The 18,987-nt window shown below is 43.7% G+C and carries 15 protein-coding genes and 1 tRNA gene; 9 read left to right on the plus strand and 7 right to left on the minus strand.

What is annotated here, in order from left to right; genetic code table 11:
• The first annotated feature begins 107 nt into the window (after positions 1-107).
• Positions 108-191: transfer RNA gene (locus BLT07_RS18850), tRNA-Leu, on the plus strand.
• A 96-nt stretch (positions 192-287) separates the two neighbouring features.
• On the opposite strand, the gene BLT07_RS18855 is transcribed toward BLT07_RS18850, so the two are convergent.
• Positions 288-2,729 (minus strand): Ig-like domain-containing protein, encoded by a 2,442-nt coding sequence (locus BLT07_RS18855; RefSeq protein WP_091873630.1) that lies wholly within the window; start codon positions 2,727-2,729, stop codon positions 288-290.
• A 501-nt stretch (positions 2,730-3,230) separates the two neighbouring features.
• On the opposite strand from BLT07_RS18855, the gene BLT07_RS18860 reads away from it, so the two are divergent.
• The 4 genes from BLT07_RS18860 to BLT07_RS18875 all read left to right on the plus strand — a co-directional run bounded on the left by BLT07_RS18860 (position 3,231) and on the right by BLT07_RS18875 (position 7,153).
• On the plus strand, positions 3,231-4,130 hold the full coding sequence (locus BLT07_RS18860; protein WP_091873633.1) for a MerR family transcriptional regulator: 900 nt from the start codon (positions 3,231-3,233) through the stop codon (positions 4,128-4,130).
• Between the two features lie 28 nt (positions 4,131-4,158).
• On the plus strand, positions 4,159-5,628 hold the full coding sequence (locus BLT07_RS18865; protein WP_091873635.1) for a phytoene desaturase family protein: 1,470 nt from the start codon (positions 4,159-4,161) through the stop codon (positions 5,626-5,628).
• A 2-nt stretch (positions 5,629-5,630) separates the two neighbouring features.
• Positions 5,631-6,470, plus strand: coding sequence for a phytoene/squalene synthase family protein (locus BLT07_RS18870; RefSeq protein WP_091873637.1), 840 nt, complete (start codon positions 5,631-5,633; stop codon positions 6,468-6,470).
• A gap of 233 nt (positions 6,471-6,703) precedes the next feature.
• A complete protein-coding gene (locus tag BLT07_RS18875) occupies positions 6,704-7,153 on the plus strand; it encodes a sterol desaturase family protein (protein ID WP_091873639.1) in 450 nt (149 codons plus the stop codon).
• 4 nt (positions 7,154-7,157) lie between these two features.
• On the opposite strand, the gene BLT07_RS18880 is transcribed toward BLT07_RS18875, so the two are convergent.
• The 6 genes from BLT07_RS18880 to BLT07_RS18905 all read right to left on the minus strand — a co-directional run bounded on the left by BLT07_RS18880 (position 7,158) and on the right by BLT07_RS18905 (position 14,723).
• Positions 7,158-7,721, minus strand: coding sequence for a TlpA family protein disulfide reductase (locus BLT07_RS18880; RefSeq protein WP_091873642.1), 564 nt, complete (start codon positions 7,719-7,721; stop codon positions 7,158-7,160).
• 242 nt (positions 7,722-7,963) lie between these two features.
• Positions 7,964-8,518 carry a TlpA family protein disulfide reductase gene (locus BLT07_RS18885; RefSeq protein WP_245726603.1) on the minus strand — a complete coding sequence of 185 codons (555 nt, stop codon included), beginning with the start codon at positions 8,516-8,518 and terminating at the stop codon, positions 7,964-7,966.
• A 313-nt stretch (positions 8,519-8,831) separates the two neighbouring features.
• Positions 8,832-11,099, minus strand: a complete 2,268-nt coding sequence (locus tag BLT07_RS18890) for an aconitate hydratase (RefSeq protein WP_091873644.1) — start codon at positions 11,097-11,099, stop codon at positions 8,832-8,834.
• 317 nt (positions 11,100-11,416) lie between these two features.
• Positions 11,417-12,370: an AAA family ATPase gene (locus tag BLT07_RS18895; protein ID WP_091873647.1), complete on the minus strand. Its 954-nt coding sequence runs from the start codon at positions 12,368-12,370 to the stop codon at positions 11,417-11,419.
• A gap of 3 nt (positions 12,371-12,373) precedes the next feature.
• On the minus strand, positions 12,374-13,825 hold the full coding sequence (locus tag BLT07_RS18900; RefSeq protein ID WP_245726604.1) for a peptidylprolyl isomerase: 1,452 nt from the start codon (positions 13,823-13,825) through the stop codon (positions 12,374-12,376).
• Positions 13,818-14,723 (minus strand): peptidyl-prolyl cis-trans isomerase, encoded by a 906-nt coding sequence (locus BLT07_RS18905; RefSeq protein WP_091873652.1) that lies wholly within the window; start codon positions 14,721-14,723, stop codon positions 13,818-13,820. The genes BLT07_RS18900 and BLT07_RS18905 overlap by 8 nt, the downstream gene beginning before the upstream one ends.
• A 246-nt stretch (positions 14,724-14,969) precedes the next feature.
• Between BLT07_RS18905 and BLT07_RS18910 the strand changes: the two genes are divergently transcribed.
• The 4 genes from BLT07_RS18910 (at position 14,970) to BLT07_RS18925 (ending at position 18,926) form a co-directional block, all read left to right on the plus strand.
• Positions 14,970-15,209 (plus strand): hypothetical protein, encoded by a 240-nt coding sequence (locus tag BLT07_RS18910; RefSeq protein WP_091873656.1) that lies wholly within the window; start codon positions 14,970-14,972, stop codon positions 15,207-15,209.
• Between the two features lie 196 nt (positions 15,210-15,405).
• The gene (locus BLT07_RS18915) at positions 15,406-16,545 is read left to right on the plus strand and encodes a serine hydrolase (protein WP_091873658.1); all 1,140 of its coding nucleotides are present in this window, start codon (positions 15,406-15,408) and stop codon (positions 16,543-16,545) included.
• Positions 16,546-16,610: 65 nt separating this feature from the next.
• On the plus strand, positions 16,611-17,345 hold the full coding sequence (rluF, locus tag BLT07_RS18920) for a 23S rRNA pseudouridine(2604) synthase RluF (RefSeq protein ID WP_091873660.1): 735 nt from the start codon (positions 16,611-16,613) through the stop codon (positions 17,343-17,345).
• Positions 17,346-17,573: 228 nt separating this feature from the next.
• Positions 17,574-18,926 (plus strand): carboxypeptidase-like regulatory domain-containing protein, encoded by a 1,353-nt coding sequence (locus BLT07_RS18925; RefSeq protein ID WP_245726605.1) that lies wholly within the window; start codon positions 17,574-17,576, stop codon positions 18,924-18,926.
• Positions 18,927-18,987 lie beyond the last annotated feature (61 nt).

Raw genomic sequence — 18,987 nt, forward strand, 5'->3', positions numbered from 1 at the left:
AACCTGTATCCCAATCATCGATTGGGTGAAGTATTGGAGAAATAATTAAAATACATTTTTTGATACCACAAACCGCACTATATTTGCACCCTTAAATATAAATACATGCGCACGTGGCGGAATTGGTAGACGCGCCAGCTTGAGGGGCTGGTGGCCATTAGGTTGTGGAAGTTCGAGTCTTCTCGTGCGCACACAAAAAAGCCCTGACAAGATTGTCGGGGCTTTTTCTTTGAACCGAATATTCATCGGTCAGTTGCGGGGGATTTGAAGTGATTTTTCAACGCATTTCAATCGGAAATGATAAACTTGGCCTTTTCGGTATCGGATTCTAAAATATATAAGCCCGGTGCCAGACCGGAAACATCGATTCTTTCCGATTCGCCAGCATCGTTTATTTGCTTAACCAACACTCCATAAACACTCGTTATCCGCAAATTACTGCTTGTTTTTTGGAAAACGTTCATTTGGGATCCTTCAACAGGATTGGGTGCAATTCGCAACGATAGGTTTTCATCGTTCAAAAGGTTTGCAGAGTCATTATTTATCCGGGCAACCAAACCGACGGACGTACTGCCTACATTGAATTGGAGCGTTTTAGTCTCTTTATGGCCATCTTCATCGGTTACCTCCACTTTTACGGCATACGTTCCGCGTTCTACATTGGTAATCACATACGGCGTAAAATAAGCGGGATCTGTATCTACTAGATTGCCGTTTACATAAATCTGATACTTTATAATGCTGCTACTGTTTGCAGCGGCAGAAACATTTACCGATACGTTGGTACCTTCTAGAAAGGAGGAACCGTCTTCGGGTGATACGGAAAAGCGTATCGGAGTCTCATTTACAGAGGGCACCTCTACCGTTGGTTTCTCATTACCACCTACTTGCACGATACTAGTTTTAACGGTCTTTGCCCCGCTGGCTTCCGTGGCTTCAGCCCTTACCGTGTAAGTTCCTTTTTGGGCATGGGTTATACGATATGCGGTAAAATTGGAAGGATCGGTATCCACCAAATTTTCGTTAACGAAAATCTGATATTTTACGATATCGCTACCGCTGGCGGTGGGGGCCAGGTCTACAGTTATGGTTTCCCCAACATCAAAATTAGCATTATCGGCAGGCGAAATAAAATTAAACGTAGAGGTTTTGATATCTGGATTTTGTTCAGGCTTTTCCTCCTCGGGATTTTGTTCAGGCTTTACTTCCTCCTCTTTATCGTCGGTTTTGATGCCTACAACACTAATAGCAACCGATTTAGTCGCTTTGACGCCCGCTTCGTTTGTAGCTTCGACGCGAATGTCATAGGTTCCCTCTTGAATATTTTCAATGGTATGGGAGGTGAAATTATCACCGTCGGTATCTACCAGATTATCGTTCAAGAAAATTTGGTGCTTTACGACATTTCCCTTTTCGGTGGTGGATACGTCGATATCAACACGATCGCCCACAGCAAAAGTTTGGTTATCTTTTGGGGATGTGATTGAAACGACGACGGGAGTACTGTTTTCGGTATTCGTCTCCTCCTCCTCTACGGTAATGCGTAGGGTCTTAGTGGTTGTCGCCCCGTCGTTATCCTTTGCCACGAGTTTTAGAACATAGTTTCCTTTTTTTAGATTGGCCAAATTTTCGTCTTGGCCGCTCCACTGGTATGGGGCCTGGTAATCTTTGCCGACCGGAGTATCGTTTATAAAAAGGGCAACTTCGGAAATGGAACCATCGGAATCATTGGCAACGCCTTCCACCGCAATATTGGCCCCCGCCTTAAAGGTCTGGCCGTTCGAAGGAGAGTTAAAACTAAGCTCTGGCGCTTTGTTTATTTCAGGTTTAGCCTTGCTCTGACACGGGTTTTCCAGTAATTTTTTGGCATCGTTATGATCCGGAGTTTTGTTGCCTCCGTTGAAAGGCCCACCGGTAATCAAGAAATAGGCCATGCCTGCGTCAGAGGGATCAAAACGGGAGCTCCACGGATTACGGCTATAAATCCAACGATTATATTCCTTATCACTGTTCCGCATCCATTCCCAATTGCTTTTGGCCGAGTTAAAGCCTCCGTTTTGGTCGTTAAGTTTGTTGGAACTACTGCATCCACCGTTATCACAATTTTCGACGAAGAACACCCCTTTTCCCTGATATTTATTTTTAAGGTCGCTATAGTTGTGGGCATCGCTACAATGTGTATGATTCTCGTTCCACCGTGAATGGGAGATGACTACCACATGGTCAAACCCCTTGTTGGCCCGCTCGAAGCCGCGCCAAACAGTTTCCATAGGCCCTCCCGCAAGAATCCAAAGCGGATTCGACGCTGTTGATTTCTCTATTTCAGCAGCCATTTTAGCGCTCGATGTCGAACCTTGACGTTCATAATCGTAAAAAATAGTGGAACTGTATCCGAAATTAGAAATAGCACCCGAAGCAGTCGCCCTCATATTTGCGCTATCATCGCCGGCACCGGCACCGGTTCCGTCGGATTCATTCACGCCAGTATCGCAAACATGGTTGTTGTACTCAATCTGTACCACCTTGTCTTGAAGACCGGCCGCCCAGAAAAGTCCGGCAGAATAGGCCATGGCTACAATATCATCGTCGTCGTGTACGTTTCCGTCAAAACTCATGACGACCCTGCCACCAGGAAAGTTTACTTCTGCAATTGGGGTGCATTCGGATTGTCCGATAGCATAATAAGTTGTTAAAACAAATAGGATAAGTAATTGTAATTTTGTTCTCATATGGGGGATTTTAAAAATTTAAAAAAATAATAATGAAAGCTAAGATTCACGAATCTTTGAATTTAATGTAATTCACCTTATAAATCTGCCTTAATTACGTGCAAAAGTATCTCGTTCGATGTCAGAATACAATTTTTAATGTTAAAAAAACAGGCAGTTCATCGATTATTTTGACACCTTACGGATTTAGCATATACTTATCCTACAACTAACGTAAGATTTATAAATTTAGTGCCCCACTTTTCGTTAATAAATTTAACATCATCTTCTTGTGATGTGCCTGGACGCTAAAATCGGCCAAGGGCAGGTAAAAATGGAACTGCAGTATACTGCAAATATGGAAATTAGTTAATTCTAATCACCTTCAAAAGGGCCTGGACGTCTACGCTTACATTCAAATTCCAAACCAATCAAATAACTGGGATTATTCAAAAAATTAGTGTATAGTTGTTCTTCTGCTCCTATTTTATCGTAAATTTGTTTAACGTTTGAACTTTATTAATGAACAATCATAAAAAATCTTTTAGCATCCGAGATTTGGAGAACCTTTCGGGTATCAAGGCACATACTATCCGAATATGGGAAAAGAGGTATAATTTATTATCCCCCGAAAGAACGCGTACCAACATCCGCTCATACAGTGTTAATAGTTTACAGAAGTTGTTGAATATCACCCTGCTTTACAACGGTGGGTTTAAAATTTCGAAAATCGCCGAAATTCCCGAAAAGAATATTCCCGTAATGGTGCGCGAAATAATTACCGATAATAATTCCAAAAACCATTCGATCAGCGCTTTTAAGCTTGCCATGATTAATTTTGATCAGGCTCTTTTCACAAAAACCTATAATGGTTTATTGACAGGTCGTTCGTTCCGGGAAATATTTCGTGATATTTTCATTCCCCTGCTCAAAGAACTGGGTATGCTATGGCAGACGGATACCATCAGTGCCGCGCACGAACACTTCATCGGTTGCTTGATCAAGCAAAAGATTTCGGCGAATACCGAAAAACTGCAACACATTGAACCGGTGAACAAAGACAAGATATTCGTTGCTTTTCTACCCGAGAACGAAATACATGATATCTGGCTGCTATACCTGAATTATGAAATCGTTTTAAGGGGATATAAATCCATATACCTTGGGCAGACGGTACCCATGGCGAATTTGGCCGATATTATGAAATACTTTGACAATCTCTATTTTGTTTCCTATCTCACCGTGGTGCCTACAAAAGATAAAATTGATGGGTATATCCAAGATTTCACCACTATGACCAAGGGGTACACGAACCCTCACCTTTGGCTCTTAGGGCGTCAGACCCAGTACATAGTCGACAAAAAACTACCTGATTTCGTGAAAATATTTCCTTCTCTCGATCGGCTTATCGAAAGACTTTAACTGCTTCAAATTAGAACTTGAACATTATATGCAAAAAATAATTTCCATCATCGGTTCCGGATTTTCATCATTGGCTGCCGCTTGCTATCTTTCGAAAGCGGGTCATACGGTGACGATCTATGAAAAAAACGCTACCGTCGGTGGAAGGGCAAGGCAATTTAAAAGAGATGGTTTCACTTTCGATATGGGACCCAGTTGGTATTGGATGCCCGATATTTTCGATAGTTTTTTTGAGGATTTCGGAAAAAAAACTTCGGATTACTATCAACTGGACAAGCTCGATCCCGCCTACAAAATCTTCTTTTCTAACGATACCATAACTATTGGTGACTCCATGGAAAAGATATGCGCTGAATTCGAGCGTATCGAACCGGGCAGTGCAGTTCATCTAAAAAAGTTTATTGCCGAGGCCCAAGAGAATTACGACATTGCCATCAATAAGGTGGTCTTGCGCCCAGGTCTCTCCCCGTTTGAACTCGTCACGCCCGAGACGGCGATGCGGGTAGATCGGTTCTTCAAGACCATCAGTGGTGAGGTACGAAAGAAATTCAAAAATCCTAAACTGGTGTCCACCCTGGAGTTTCCGGTGCTTTTTTTGGGCGCCAAACCGAGTAAAACGCCTTCTTTTTACAGTTTCATGAACTTCGCCGATTTCGGACTCGGCACTTGGCATCCTCAAGGGGGCATGTACGAGATCATTAAAGCGATGAAAGCCCTGGCGGTTAGCTTGGGAGCTACCATACACACCGACAGCCCCGTGGAAAAAATCCTCGTGGAAAACAAAAAAGCCATAGGTATTTCGGTCAAGGGAAAACACATAACTTCCGATATCGTACTAAGTGGTGCCGATTACCACCACTCGGAGACGCTTATCGACCAAGAGCATCGGCAATATTCGAAAGCCTATTGGGCAAGCCGAACCTTTGCGCCATCAGCACTCCTATTTTATATAGGATTTGATAAAAAGCTGAAAAATATAGAACATCACAACCTGTTTTTTGATACGGATTTTGAAAAGCATGCCCAAGAAATTTATGATGTGCCCCAATGGCCTACCAATCCCCTTTTCTACGCCAACTTTCCATCCGTGACCGATAGCAAGATGGCGCCGGGTAATTGCGAAACGGCATTTTTTCTCGTCCCGATTGCTCCCGGCCTATCGGACACCCCAGAACTCAGGGCAAACTATTTCGATATCATAATGGATAGATTTGAGGATATAACTGTGCAGGATGTGAGAAATAACATTATATTTAAGGAGTCCTTCTGCGTGAACGACTTTATAGAGCAATACAACTCGTATAACGGAAACGCATACGGGATGGCCAATACCCTATCGCAAACTGCCTTTTTAAGACCTAAACTGAAAAGCGGTAAGGTGAAAAACTTATTTTTTACTGGGCAGTTGACCGTTCCGGGACCTGGGGTACCCCCGGCTTTAATCTCGGGAAAATTAGTAGCCGATCTGATTCTTAAAAAATTTAAAACGAACCCTTAGCTATGAAAGCCACATTCGATCAAGTTTCATACCAGTGCAGCAAAATCGTAACCCAATCGTACAGCACTTCGTTTGCCCTCGCCACGAGAATGCTCGCCCCTGCGATTCGCTCGGATATTTATAATATCTATGGATTCGTTCGCTTTGCCGATGAAATAGTAGACACTTTTCACGACTATGACAAAGAAATATTGTTTGAAAGGTTCGAGACCAGTCTGAAGGAAGCATTGGAAGACAAAATCAGTTTGAATCCCATTTTGAATGCTTTTCAACACACCTACCATAAATATGATATTTCCTATGATCTAGTAGCCGCCTTCTTAAAAAGCATGCGAATGGATTTGAACAAAACCATTTATTGTACCGAAAAGGAGTTCCGGGAGTATATCTACGGCTCGGCCGATGTAGTGGGACTCATGTGTCTAAAGGTGTTTGTTAAAGGGGATGCTAAAAAATACCACACGCTTAAGCAAAGTGCGATGGCTTTGGGCTCCGCTTTTCAAAAAGTGAATTTTCTAAGAGATCTCAAAGCCGATTTCGAAGACCTGAACCGTAGTTATTTCCCGAATACCGATCTTAAAAAACTGGACGAAATATCGAAAACTAGAATAGTAAACGAAATCAAGGCCGATTTTGAACTGGGCTATTCGGGTATCGTAAAACTACCCAACGATGCCAAATTCGGGGTATACACAGCATATAAGTATTATCATAAGTTGCTTAGAAAATTGCAGAACACCCCTCCCCTAGAGATTAAAAACGCTCGTATACGCGTTCCCGATTATCAAAAATTTGGCGTCCTAGCCAGGTCTTATGTCAAATTTAAATTGAGATTGGTCTGATAAAATGTTTATAGTTTATTGGTTTAGGAGTTTAGGAGTTTAGGAAAAATGGACATTGGTCCTGGATTGAAGAGTTCGGAATTCAATACTGCCTTCGGCAGCTTTAAAGTTGAAGGATGAAGGTGAAGTTTGAAGAGTAAGGCTTGAGGAAGGTAAAGAGTGAAGAGTGAAGAGTGAAGAGTGAAATTAATTTTATTACATTAGAATTTGATAATCGATAATTTAGTACAACAATGAAAATAGCAGTTTGGATACTGATTTTTTTAGGAACATTTTTGTTCATGGAGTTTATGGCGTGGTTCACGCATAAGTACATCATGCATGGATTTTTATGGAGCTTGCACAAAGACCATCATAAAAAAGATCATGATTCGTGGTTCGAGCGGAACGACGCCTTTTTTATTTTCTATGCAGTGGTCAGTATGGTACTTTTTTATTTAGGTGCCCAGACCGATTTTTGGTACGGCTGGCCATTAGGTTTTGGCATTCTCGCTTACGGTATCGCCTACTTTTTTGTACACGACATTTTTATACACCAGCGTTTTAAGCTTCTCCGAAATGCTAATAATTGGTATGCGAAAGGTGTGCGAAGGGGTCATAAGATGCACCACAAACATTTGGGGAAAAATGACGGGGAATGCTTCGGTATGCTTATAGTACCCTTTAAGTATTTTAAAAAGTAATCGGTTATTCCGCTAACAAGCTATTCAATAGGCCACGTACCTCAGAACCATTCCAATTGGCAGCTCCGGTTTCTGCTCGGGCAATTTTTCCGGATTTACCTATGATGTAGGTAGTAGGCATTGATTTGGATGCGATTTCCTCAGGGATATCTCCTTTATCGGTAAAATATATCGGGAACGTGTACCCCTTTTTTTGCAGGAAAGTATTCACTTTTGCGGTCTCTTCTTGCGTAACCAAAAAGAAACCGACCTTTTCGCCATAATCAGTATACAACTTTTGAATATCCGGCATTTCCTTTAAACAAGGGCCGCACCAAGTCGCCCAAAAGTTTAGGAAAATCACCTTGCCCTTCGCTTCTGTAAAATCGTATGCATTTCCCTCGGTATCGGCCAATTGCCATACATATGAATCTTCGGAAATCTGCCGATCGGTTTTAAGGGCCACTGCATTTTTAGACCACAACCTACCTGCGTACCCCCTCACTTTTGGGCCTAACGGCGTAAAAAAGTAAACTCCAAGCCCGACTAGAAATACAATCGAAAATTTAACTACTAACGAACGTTTCATAGGTTTGCGTATTTTTAAAACTAAAAAATCGAACCGAAATCCGCTCTCTGTATTCAGCTCCTTCTTTTATCTCTTCTCAGTATTATATGAGGTCATTTAGACTTTTTCTTTTACCTATGAATATCACATTTTGAGATTCTATCTCCACATTTTTGAAAACCGTAGCCCTGCAATGCTGTTGAGAAATGACTTCATCTGACCTCAAAAGCCGATATTCTCGATTCCAAACAACGATGTCATGTCTATTTCACAACCAGACTATCCAAAAGTTGGGTGACTTCTTTGTTATACCAATCCGTCATTTCTTTGGATTTCACTACGATACTTCCTGTTTTATCGATGAGGTAAGTTCCTGCGGGATCGGGAATTTCAAGTGGCGACGGCTCGTCCATACTACGAAAGGTAATCGGAAACGAATAGTCCGTTTTTCCCATAAACTCCTCCACGGGAAATTGCGCTTCGTTGGTAACCATATAAAAGTCTACCTTGCCCGAATAGTCATCATATAGCTTTTGAATATCCCTTAATTCCGCTGTACTGGGCGTATGCCATGTGGCCCAAAAATCGACGAAGGCTACTTTTCCTTTTGACCTTTCAAAATTAAAATTGTTTCCTTCGGCATCCCGTAACCGCCAATCGTAACTGGACAGCTGTTCTTGATTTTCAAAAGAAATAATATCCGGCGTGGAAGCGAACAATCGCATCAGACCACTTTTTGCGAAATCGCCCAAAGGGGTCATGAAAAAAGAGAGTATAAAGAGGATCAGAAGCAGTGTATAAACCGTTTTTCTTTTCACGAGAGAACATTCAGATAAGCAAGAACCATTGCGCCCAAAATAGACAATATTGCAGCAAGCCTATTTACTAAAAACAATCTATCGAACTCTTACAAAAGTTCAATAGATTGCTTTGCTGTGCTGGCTATGACGTTAACTAATTTAACGTTTTGACTTAAGGGTTTGTTTAAAAATAACCCGTATATATGCTGGTACATTTGCTCGCCAACTGAGTTGAAAATACGCGCTGTTACGTTGCTAAGGCCGCGTTTTCATCCTTATTGACAAACAACATAATTGCCTATCAATTGTACCCGCTGTTTTTGACCAGACCCTAAGCCGCGTTCTCCCTTTTGATGACATTAAGTGCCGAGCCTTCGTTGAACCAACCAATCTGAGCTGCGTTGTACGTATGGTTCGCTTTTATAGAATCCTTACTTCCATCGCCATGCACTACTTCAATAGTCAATTGTTTATCTGGTGCGAAGTCCGCAATATCTACAAAGTTAAAGGTATCATCCTCTTGTATAAGATCATAATCCTTTTCGTTGGCGAAGGTCAGGCCCAACATGCCCTGTTTCTTCAAATTCGTCTCATGGATACGGGCGAAGGATTTCACCAATACGGCGGCAACACCCAAGAAACGGGGCTGCATAGCCGCATGTTCACGCGACGACCCCTCACCGTAGTTATGATCACCGACAACAATGGTCTTGATGCCCTTTGCCTTATACGTTCTTTGCACATCGGGTACCCCGCCGTATTCGCCGGTCAATTGGCTCTTGACAAAATTGGTCTTTTTATTGTACGCATTGACCGCGCCGATAAGGGTATTATTGGCAATATTATCCAAATGGCCACGAAAACGTAACCAAGGTCCGGCCATTGAAATATGGTCTGTAGTACATTTACCAAACGCCTTGATCAACAGCTTCACGCCTTGTAGCTCATCTGGGGTAATTGGCTCGAACGGCTCTAACAACTGAAGTCGTTCAGAATCTTTGGCCACTTTGACATCGACACTCGAACCGTCTTCACGGGGTGCCAGATATCCGGCATCCTCGACTTCGAAGCCCTTTACGGGCAATTCGATACCCATTGGCTCGTCCAACATTACCTCTTCTCCATCTTCGTTGATTAGCGTATCGTTCATAGGATCAAAATCCAGTTTTCCGGAAATCGCTATCGCCGCGACCATTTCGGGCGAACCTACAAAAGCGTGGGTATTGGGATTACCATCGGCCCTTTTGGAGAAATTCCGGTTAAAGGAGTGTACAATGGTATTTTTTTCGTCACCTTTCATATCACTCCTATCCCATTGTCCGATGCACGGACCACAGGCATTGGTAAAAACGGTCGCACCCAGATCTTCAAAAATCTGGAGCAGGCCATCGCGCTCTGCGGTGAACCGGATTTGCTCAGAACCGGGATTGATACCGAAATCCGATTTCGGTTTTATATTTTTTGTAATGGCCTGTTTGGCTATAGAGGCCGCACGGGTCAAATCTTCATACGAGGAATTGGTACATGACCCTATGAGCCCCCAATCGACATTAATCGGCCAATTGTTTTCTCTAGCTTTAACCCCTAATTCACCCACGGGAGTCGCTAAATCGGGTGTAAAAGGCCCGTTTAAATGGGGTCTTAACTCATCCAGGTTAATTTCGATCAGCTCGTCGAAGTAGTTGTCCGGATTATCATATACTTCAGGGTCGGCGGTAAGATATTCGCGTACTTTGTTGGCTTCATCGGCAATATCGCTTCTATCGGTAGCCCGCAGGTAACGCTCCATAGAATCGTCATAACCAAAGGTGGAGGTCGTTGCGCCTACCTCGGCCCCCATGTTACAAATGGTTCCTTTTCCCGTACAGGATAGATTCTTGGCACCCTCGCCAAAATATTCTATTATGGCTCCGGTACCTCCCTTAACGGTGAGGATTCCGGCTACCTTTAAAATAACATCCTTGGCGGAGGTCCATCCGGAGATATTTCCTGTCAATTTCACACCGATAAGTTTGGGGAATTTCAATTCCCAGGCCATTCCGGCCATCACATCAACGGCATCGGCACCACCCACACCGATAGCTACCATCCCCAATCCACCGGCATTTACGGTATGTGAGTCCGTACCGATCATCATCCCTCCGGGAAACGCATAATTTTCCAAAACTACTTGGTGGATGATACCTGCTCCAGGTTTCCAAAATCCGATGCCGTATTTGTTGGAAACGGATTCCAAGAAATCGAAAACTTCGGCACTGGTACTATTGGCGGATTTCAAATCCGCAGCCGCACCGCTTTTTGCCTGAATCAGGTGATCGCAGTGTACCGTAGTCGGTACGGCTACTTGAGGCTTGCCGGCCTGCATAAATTGCAGCAGCGCCATTTGCGCCGTAGCATCTTGGCAGGCGATACGGTCGGGAGCGAAATCGACATAATCCTTGGCCCGGGTAAAGGCCTTGGTGGGATTACCGTCCCACAAATGGGAGTATAATATTTTCTCCGAAAGGGTCAAGGGTTTGCCGGTTACTTCACGTGCCTTGTCCACACGTTCGGCCATCTTGGCGTACACCCCTTTGATCATATCTATGTCGAATGCCATTCTATGTTTTGTTTTAAGTTATCAGTCTCACAAATTTACTAAAAAAGGACTAGGATTTTATGGATTTCAAGGGATATTTAGGATTTGGCACTGCGTTGAAGAAAGGACTTAATTAGTAAAGGTTCCTTTTTTGTAAGCATTGCTTTCAATGACTTATTATTATCTTGTCTTGACGACGGAGGAGGCATCTTACGAGCGCTTTCAGGGTAAGGGGTGAATTGATTGCCTGCCGGATGCCTTAAGAACGATTCGCCCGTCTTAGCTTAGGCAAGAGCCAGCAAGATGATTCGCTGCGTTCCGCATGACGGCGTAGTGATTTACAACAACTTCACAACAATATCATCCTCCGAAATACCTTCGGCCTCGGCCTTATAGTTTTTGATGATACGATGGCGTAAGATACCCATGGCAACGGCCTGTACATCTTCGATATCGGGGGAGAACTTTCCATGGATGGCCGCATGTGCCTTTGCACCCAAAATCAAATTCTGGGAGGCTCGGGGACCAGCGCCCCAATCTATAAACTGTTTCACAAAATCAGTTGCGGACTCTAAATTCGGTCGGGTGCTATTGACCAATTTTACGGCATACTCCACCACATTGTCCGGTACGGGGATACGACGGACCAGATGCTGCACCTCTAAAATTTCCTGGGCGTTAAAAAGGGCGTTGACGGATACATTAACGTCCGAAGTTGTGCGCTTCACCACTTGCATCTCTTCGGCTATCGAAGGATATTTCAGTTCTATCGCGAACATGAAACGGTCGAGCTGGGCTTCCGGCAATGGGTAGGTACCCTCCTGCTCTATCGGGTTCTGTGTTGCCAAAACAAAATAAGGGAGTTCCAGTTTGTGCCGCTGCCCGGCAATAGTGACCGATCGCTCTTGCATGGCTTCGAGCAGGGCCGCCTGCGTTTTGGGCGGGGTACGGTTGATCTCGTCGGCCAAGATGATATTGGCGAAAATCGGCCCTTTGATGAACTTGAAATTCCGGTTTTGGTCTAAAACCTCGCTGCCCAAGATATCACTGGGCATCAGATCCGGTGTAAATTGAATGCGTTTAAAGTCAAGGCCCAAGGTCTGGGCGATGGTGTTGACCATTAGCGTCTTTGCCAAACCCGGCACACCGATAAGCAGGGAGTGCCCCCCCGTGTAAATGCTCAAAAGAATTTGATCGATGACCAGGGTCTGCCCGATGATCACCTTGGCGATTTCTGCTTTAAGGGCGTTGTGCTTTTCTACTAGTTTGTTGATTGCGGCTACGTCTGACATGCACTATTCCTTTACCCAATTGTTGGCGAAATCACAACTTCTATTGCTCTCGCTTACGCTGACATAGGTATCCGAAATATGTTTGTCCATCCATTTTTTAATGGCCTTATATTGTTTTTCCGTCTTGGCCAATTCTTGGATCTTGGTATAGTCCTTAGAAAAATCGGCCGTATGCTCGTCATAGCGATTCGTGACTTTGAGCAATTTATATTTCGGACCACCACCTCTTGCATCTTCTTCGATAAGCGGATAGGAAATCTCGTCATCCTTCAGGTTACGGACTTGATTGTAAAGGGTCGGATCCATCTTGGTCAGTTCAAAACGGGAATCGTAGTTAATGGGATTCCGTAAAAGTCCCCCATCGAACTTGGTCTCTTTTTCATCGGAAAAATTAAGGGCGGCTTCGGCAAAGGTATACTTCCCGTCTATAATCTGCTGTCGGATGGTATCGAGTTCATTTTTCACTTCGTTCAAGGCCGTTTGAGAAATTTCAGGCTGCATGAGAATATGGCGTATATCCCGTTCCTGTCCCCTTATTTTTTCCATATAAATGATATGGTATCCGAATTGGGTTTTGAACGGTTCGGAAATTTCGCCCTGCTTAAGACTGAAGGTGACATCCTTGAATTCCCTGACATAACCGGACTCTTTGGTAACACTTGGTATGTATCCGCCATCGGATTTAGATCCGGGGTCTTCAGAATACAAAATCGCCTTAACGCTAAAACTGGCATCATTATCAAGCACATCGGCCCTTATCTTGTTCAATTTGTCAATGACCTTCTGTTCTTCTTCTTCCGTCGGTTTGGGTGCCTTTACAATTTGGGCTATTTCCATTTCCGCTCCGAAAACCGGGAGTTCGTCTTCGGGAATATTGTTGTAGAACTGTCGTACCTCTTCGGGCGTAATTTCAATCTTCTCAACAATACTCGTTTGCATTTTTTCGGAAAGCATCCGCAATTTGTTGATTTTGTTGATATCCTCGCGGAGGCTTGCCTCATCTTCCTTTCGATAAAACTTCAACAGTTTTTCCATGGAACCGGTCTGCTGTACGAACGACTGAATCTGCCGCTCTGTGGTCGCGGATACCTCATCGTCGGAAACCAAAAGACTGTCCTGTACGGCCTGATGGGCATAAAGACGGTCTTCCATAAGCTTTCCTAAAAGTCCGCATCGGGTAACGTCCTCTGTGGAAACGCCTTGACTTTTCAGATCGATAAGGGTCTTTTCGATATCGGAATCCAATATCACATAATCCCCTACAACAGCGGCGATACCATCCAATTTTATCTTCTTGAAATTTTTTGTAGTATCCCTTTTAACATCAAGACTAGCCTCTAAACCAGGTTCGTCAGGTTCGATTTGTGTGTCGGGCAACTCGCCGGTCTGCTGGGCGAAGGTTAGGCTACACACGCACAACATCCCAAAAAATGACCCCATCCTAATCCTATTCATCTTCATTGTTTTTACTATTTGTATCCATTTCATATACTTCAAATTCTTTCTTTTTGATGGCCTCGTCTATGACTTCGGTTTCCAGTTTACGTAGAAAGTCCAGTTTCCTTCGACTTAAAAGCACCCGTTCAATAGTAGGTTCGATAAAGGAAAGAGGCGCAATATCGTCCACAGGCCTCACATCGAGGATCTTGGCCAAATATACCCCGTTCTCATCCTCCAAATTTAAAAATTGTGATTTCTTTAGTTGTTTCTCCACGTTTTCCAATGTCAAGGGCGGAATTTCATCAATGATCCGGGAGGCCGTAACCCAAATGGAATCGTTGAAACTCGTCTTTCGGAACTGAACACTGATAGAGTCGAGAACCGCGCGATCTTTTTCCCCAAAATTCTTGAGTCGTTCGGCTACTTCCACCTTGTTCAAAAAATCTTTGGGCAGGGCCACGAACCGCAGTTTTACCAACATTTCCTTTAAACGGAAATTCTCTTTTTCCTTTTCATAAAAACTTTCGAGCTCCGCCCTGCTCACGGTCGAATCGTTCACCTGCCGCACCAAGGCCTCTTTATATGCGCGGGTGTACAAATCGGTACGATAATCAGATACCAAGGCATCGTATTCCGCCAATTTATCTTCGGTCAGGTTGATTTTTGCTTTATCGAGAAGCAGTTGTTTTGAAGCCCAATTGTTAATGTAGCTGGTCACAAAAGAAGTACTATCCTCTTTCGATAGGTTTTTACCCATAAGCGCTTTTACATCGGCTTCATACAGGTAGGTTTCGCCGACCCTCGCCAACGCCTTGGGCTGCTTTTTTCTCCAAATGGAGTCACAAGCTCCCAAAAGTACAATCACAAAAAGACTGCACATTGCGTATGAAAGGGAAGGCATAACTGATTTCATTGCGCAAAAATAACAAAAGCCTAACGCTGCGCAAGGATACCTTATTATTACTTAACAGAATTTTGGGGGAGCGCGGTATTATTCGTTAATTTCGTTCGCGTTTTGTAATTGGAGATTTTAGAGGGTGGATTTTCGATGAACGGATGATGCGACAGATGGCCCAAGGCATACGGATGCCGCATGCCAGTAAGCCACTATTCAGACTAAAATTCACCTGTCCGACGCGCGGGCTTTTAAACTTTTTACATGGGGAAAAAAATAAAACTGATATGGGATTTTCGAGGTCCCGCAGCCGCTACCACTGCCGAACATCACGAAAAACATCTTAAGGAATATGTCGCCATCGAAGGAACGGCTTTAAATATCACAGGTCATCACAATGTCAACGACATGCTCAGTTTTGCCTTTATGGTCGTCGAGGAAAAGGAGATGATTCCGATTCGGGATGCCCTAAAACCGCATCGCGGGGAAATATATGAGACCTAGGTGCAGCATGAACTACTTCGAGGCAGAGCTATCGACCTCGGGGAAATTCTATTGATTGAAGGTTGCGGTCCAGATAATTTAATATTCACATCTGTCTTCGTGAGGTTTACGGCATACGACCATTTTCAAAGTATAAACTGTTAATCGGAACTGCAACCGCATCTTAAAGTTATTTCTATAAATTGAATGTATTACGATGAAAATCCGCTTTCTGTTCCTCGCCGTTTTGTTCGCGGCCCTTTTCTCGTGTTCGGTTCAAAAACCAATGGGCAACAATCCATTGGAAAATGTACTGACTTCCCAAAATCCGAACATAAAGCGGGTGATGGATAGCGTCGCGCAGTACGAGGTGCAAATCCGATACACCCAAATCGATCGAAAAAAGGATAGTGTCATTTTTACGGACTACGATTTTCAGGTCAATACGGAAAACTATTTTTATCCGGCCAGTTCGGTGAAATTCCCCACAGCGGTACTTGCCCTCGAAAAATTGAACCGTACCGATGAACTTGACAAGGACACTCGTTTTTACATCGAAGGGGATTCGGTAGAAACCACTTTTGCCCAGGCAATTTCAGAAATCTTTGCCGTCAGCGATAACGACGCGAACAACCGGCTGGTAGAATTCTTGGGGCAAGACGCCATAAATTCCGGACTGGAAGAAAACGGAGTCAAGCCTGTACGAATCGCACATCGATTGGGGCAACACTCCGATGCCTTGGCCACCAAACCCCTGATTATCTATCAAAACGACAGTACGACCACGATGTTGGAGGGAACGTTCAACACGGCTCCAAAACCCCTAAAATTAAAGGGGATCGAAAAAGGCTCGGGATTTTATGAAGGGGACTCCCTTATTGCCGAACCTTTCGATTTCAGCCTAAAAAATTATTATCCCATCCAAGCGCAGCACGGATTGTTGAAAAGGGTCATTTTTCCACAAAATTTTACTTCCGAAGAACGCTTTGATTTGAGCGCAGGGCAACGGGAATTCCTTTTGACCGCCATGCATACAGTTCCAAGAAAAAAAGGTTATGACCCCGAAACGTACTACGATGGCTATTGCAAATTTTTTATGTTCGGGGATACCAAGAACGACATCCCATCGCACATCAAAATTTACAATAAAGTAGGATTCGCATACGGCACTTTGACCGATTGCGCCTATATCACCGACAGAGAAAATGGGGTGGAATTCATGGTCACCGCCACAATTTTGGTGAATAAAAACGGTATCTTCAATGATGATATCTACGAGTACGATGAAGTCGGAATTCCCTTTTTGGCGGAGTTAGGGCGGCAGTTATACGATTATGGGATGCATCGGAAGGATTGATGAACCACTGATATTTAGACACATCTATAATTCCCTTAACTTTGTACTTTCAAAAAACATAGTAAGTGCCAGACCCCAAACAAACCCGTATCAACAAATACCTCAGCGAAGTCGGTTATTGCTCGCGCCGAGCGGCCGACAAACTGATTGAACAGGGTAGGGTGACCATTAATGGCCAAGTGCCGGAAATGGGCACCAAGATTAGCGATGGGGACACCGTGAGGGTCGATGGTAAGCTAATTACCGAATCACAAGAAAAACCGGTGTATTTGGCCTTTAATAAACCCATTGGCATCGTTTGCACTACCGATACCCGAGTGGAACAGGACAACATCATTGATTTCATCAACTACCCCAAACGGATTTTCCCCATTGGGCGGCTGGATAAACCCAGCGAGGGTCTTATCTTTTTGACCGATGACGGCGACATCGTCAACAAGATTTTACGTTCCCGAAACGGCCATGACAAAGAATATCTTGTTATGGTCGATAGACCGATTACGGAAGAATTTCTGGAAAAAATGCGCAATGGCGTTCCTATTTTAGACACCCTTACCAAGAAGTGTGAGGTGACGCAGATTGGCAACCGCGAATTTAAAATCATCCTTACACAAGGCCTTAACCGACAGATCCGCCGCATGTGCGAGCATCTCGACTATCGGGTAAAGCATCTGAAACGGATTCGTATCATGAACGTTAAATTGGATGTTCCCGTTGGCAAATGGCGGGACTTGACAGAAGCAGAACTCCTTGAGATCAACCGTTTGACCGCTAATTCCGATAAAATTCACAAGAAATAACAATAGGTTATGTTCGTTTGACCGGTGAAAAAGTTCATGCAGAAATGGCGTAGAAGACACTTTTGACCTAAACTATCGGTAACAAATCCATCGCAATTTTTAGTAGTACCTGGCTACGTTTAAACATCCAAAAATACCATGCGTTAATTATCATATTTTAACGCTCTATCCCGTTTAAAATCATTAACTTAGAGAATCCAAAATAAGTTGGACCTCTAAGTATCTGCTATGAAACAGAAAAAAAATCAAAACCCAATAAAATCCTGGTTCGCGGCCTGCATAATGATGTCGTTGATCTGGGTATCCGGAACGCAATCCGCATTCGCCTTTTTTCAAGATGTTCAACAAGAACGCCAAGATCAGAGCTTTAAACAATATAAAGGCGAGGTAACGGGTGCAGATTCCAACAAGTCCCTCGTCTTTGCTACGATAGCCATAGAGGGCACAAACGTGAGCACCATTACGAACGCGGACGGGGAGTTTTCGCTTAAAGTGCCCAATGATATGTTCAACGACGCAATGAATTCCAACGTATTGGTATCTTTCTTGGGATATCGTACCAAGTCGATACCCTTGGTCCAATTCGACGAAAATGGCAACAACAAAATTGAACTGAGCGTTTCGATTACCGAACTTCCGGAAGTGAACGTTGAGGTACCCAAAGATGCGGAAGCCCTAGTTCGGGAAACTTTAAAGCAAAAAGGCGTAAATTATTTTGACGATCCAACTTTGATGACCGCATTCTATCGAGAAACAATCAAAAAAAGACGTCGGAACGTCTCCCTCTCCGAGGCTGTAGTGAATATCTATAAAACGCCGTACAATTCGTCGAAAAAGGATGGGGTAAAATTGTACAAGGCCCGAAAGAGTACGGATTACAGTAAATTGGATACCCTTGCCCTAAAATTACAGGGCGGGCCCTTCAACGCTCTATTTGTCGATGTCATGAAGTATCCGGAGTATATTTTCACGGACGAAACCCTAGAAAATTATAACTTCAGTTTTGACCGCTCGACAAGGGTCAACGACCGTTTGATCTATGTAGTCGATTTTAAGCAACTGGAATCGATTACGGATCCGCTGTACCAAGGTAAACTCTATATCGATGCCGAAAATAAAATCCTTACCAGTGCTATTTTTTCGCTCAATATTACGGACAAAGATTTGGCCTCACGGATGTTCGTACGCAAAAAACCCGCCAACGCCAGGGTGTGGCCCACCGAAGTGGCCTACCGTGTCGATTACCGAGAAAAAAATGGCAAATGGTACTACGGATATAGTAATGTATTAATGGAATTCAAGATCAATTGGGACAAGCGGCTTTTCAATTCCGTTTACAGTATGACCTGTGAAATGGCGGTAACGGATTGGGAAAAAAATATGGCCACCGATTACCCAAAGTCTAAGGATAGAATCAAATCATCTATCATCTTGGCCGACGAGGCCATCGGTTTTGCCGATCCCGATTTTTGGGGGGAGTACAATATTATAGAACCGGACAAATCCATTGAATCGGCCATTGAGAAAATCCAGCGCCAATTACAAAAAACGCGGGATAATGGGGGTACTTCAGCTAGGTGAAATGATTCCTAAGCGAAGTGAAGTGAAAAACTATTTTCAGAAATTAAAATCGGCCTTAAAC

The organism is Pricia antarctica, assembly GCF_900101815.1.
GTDB lineage: Bacteria > Bacteroidota > Bacteroidia > Flavobacteriales > Flavobacteriaceae > Pricia > Pricia antarctica.

What these genes read in the sequence shown, in the direction of transcription:
- BLT07_RS18855 (WP_091873630.1), bottom strand. Translation starts at nt 2,729, where the DNA reads ATGAGAACAAAATTACAATTACTTATCCTATTTGTTTTAACAACTTAT.
- BLT07_RS18860 (WP_091873633.1), top strand. Translation starts at nt 3,231, where the DNA reads ATGAACAATCATAAAAAATCTTTTAGCATCCGAGATTTGGAGAACCTT.
- BLT07_RS18865 (WP_091873635.1), top strand. Translation starts at nt 4,159, where the DNA reads ATGCAAAAAATAATTTCCATCATCGGTTCCGGATTTTCATCATTGGCT.
- BLT07_RS18870 (WP_091873637.1), top strand. Translation starts at nt 5,631, where the DNA reads ATGAAAGCCACATTCGATCAAGTTTCATACCAGTGCAGCAAAATCGTA.
- BLT07_RS18875 (WP_091873639.1), top strand. Translation starts at nt 6,704, where the DNA reads ATGAAAATAGCAGTTTGGATACTGATTTTTTTAGGAACATTTTTGTTC.
- BLT07_RS18880 (WP_091873642.1), bottom strand. Translation starts at nt 7,721, where the DNA reads ATGAAACGTTCGTTAGTAGTTAAATTTTCGATTGTATTTCTAGTCGGG.
- BLT07_RS18890 (WP_091873644.1), bottom strand. Translation starts at nt 11,099, where the DNA reads ATGGCATTCGACATAGATATGATCAAAGGGGTGTACGCCAAGATGGCC.
- BLT07_RS18895 (WP_091873647.1), bottom strand. Translation starts at nt 12,370, where the DNA reads ATGTCAGACGTAGCCGCAATCAACAAACTAGTAGAAAAGCACAACGCC.
- BLT07_RS18900 (WP_245726604.1), bottom strand. Translation starts at nt 13,825, where the DNA reads ATGAATAGGATTAGGATGGGGTCATTTTTTGGGATGTTGTGCGTGTGT.
- BLT07_RS18905 (WP_091873652.1), bottom strand. Translation starts at nt 14,723, where the DNA reads ATGAAATCAGTTATGCCTTCCCTTTCATACGCAATGTGCAGTCTTTTT.
- BLT07_RS18910 (WP_091873656.1), top strand. Translation starts at nt 14,970, where the DNA reads ATGGGGAAAAAAATAAAACTGATATGGGATTTTCGAGGTCCCGCAGCC.
- BLT07_RS18915 (WP_091873658.1), top strand. Translation starts at nt 15,406, where the DNA reads ATGAAAATCCGCTTTCTGTTCCTCGCCGTTTTGTTCGCGGCCCTTTTC.
- BLT07_RS18925 (WP_245726605.1), top strand. Translation starts at nt 17,574, where the DNA reads ATGAAACAGAAAAAAAATCAAAACCCAATAAAATCCTGGTTCGCGGCC.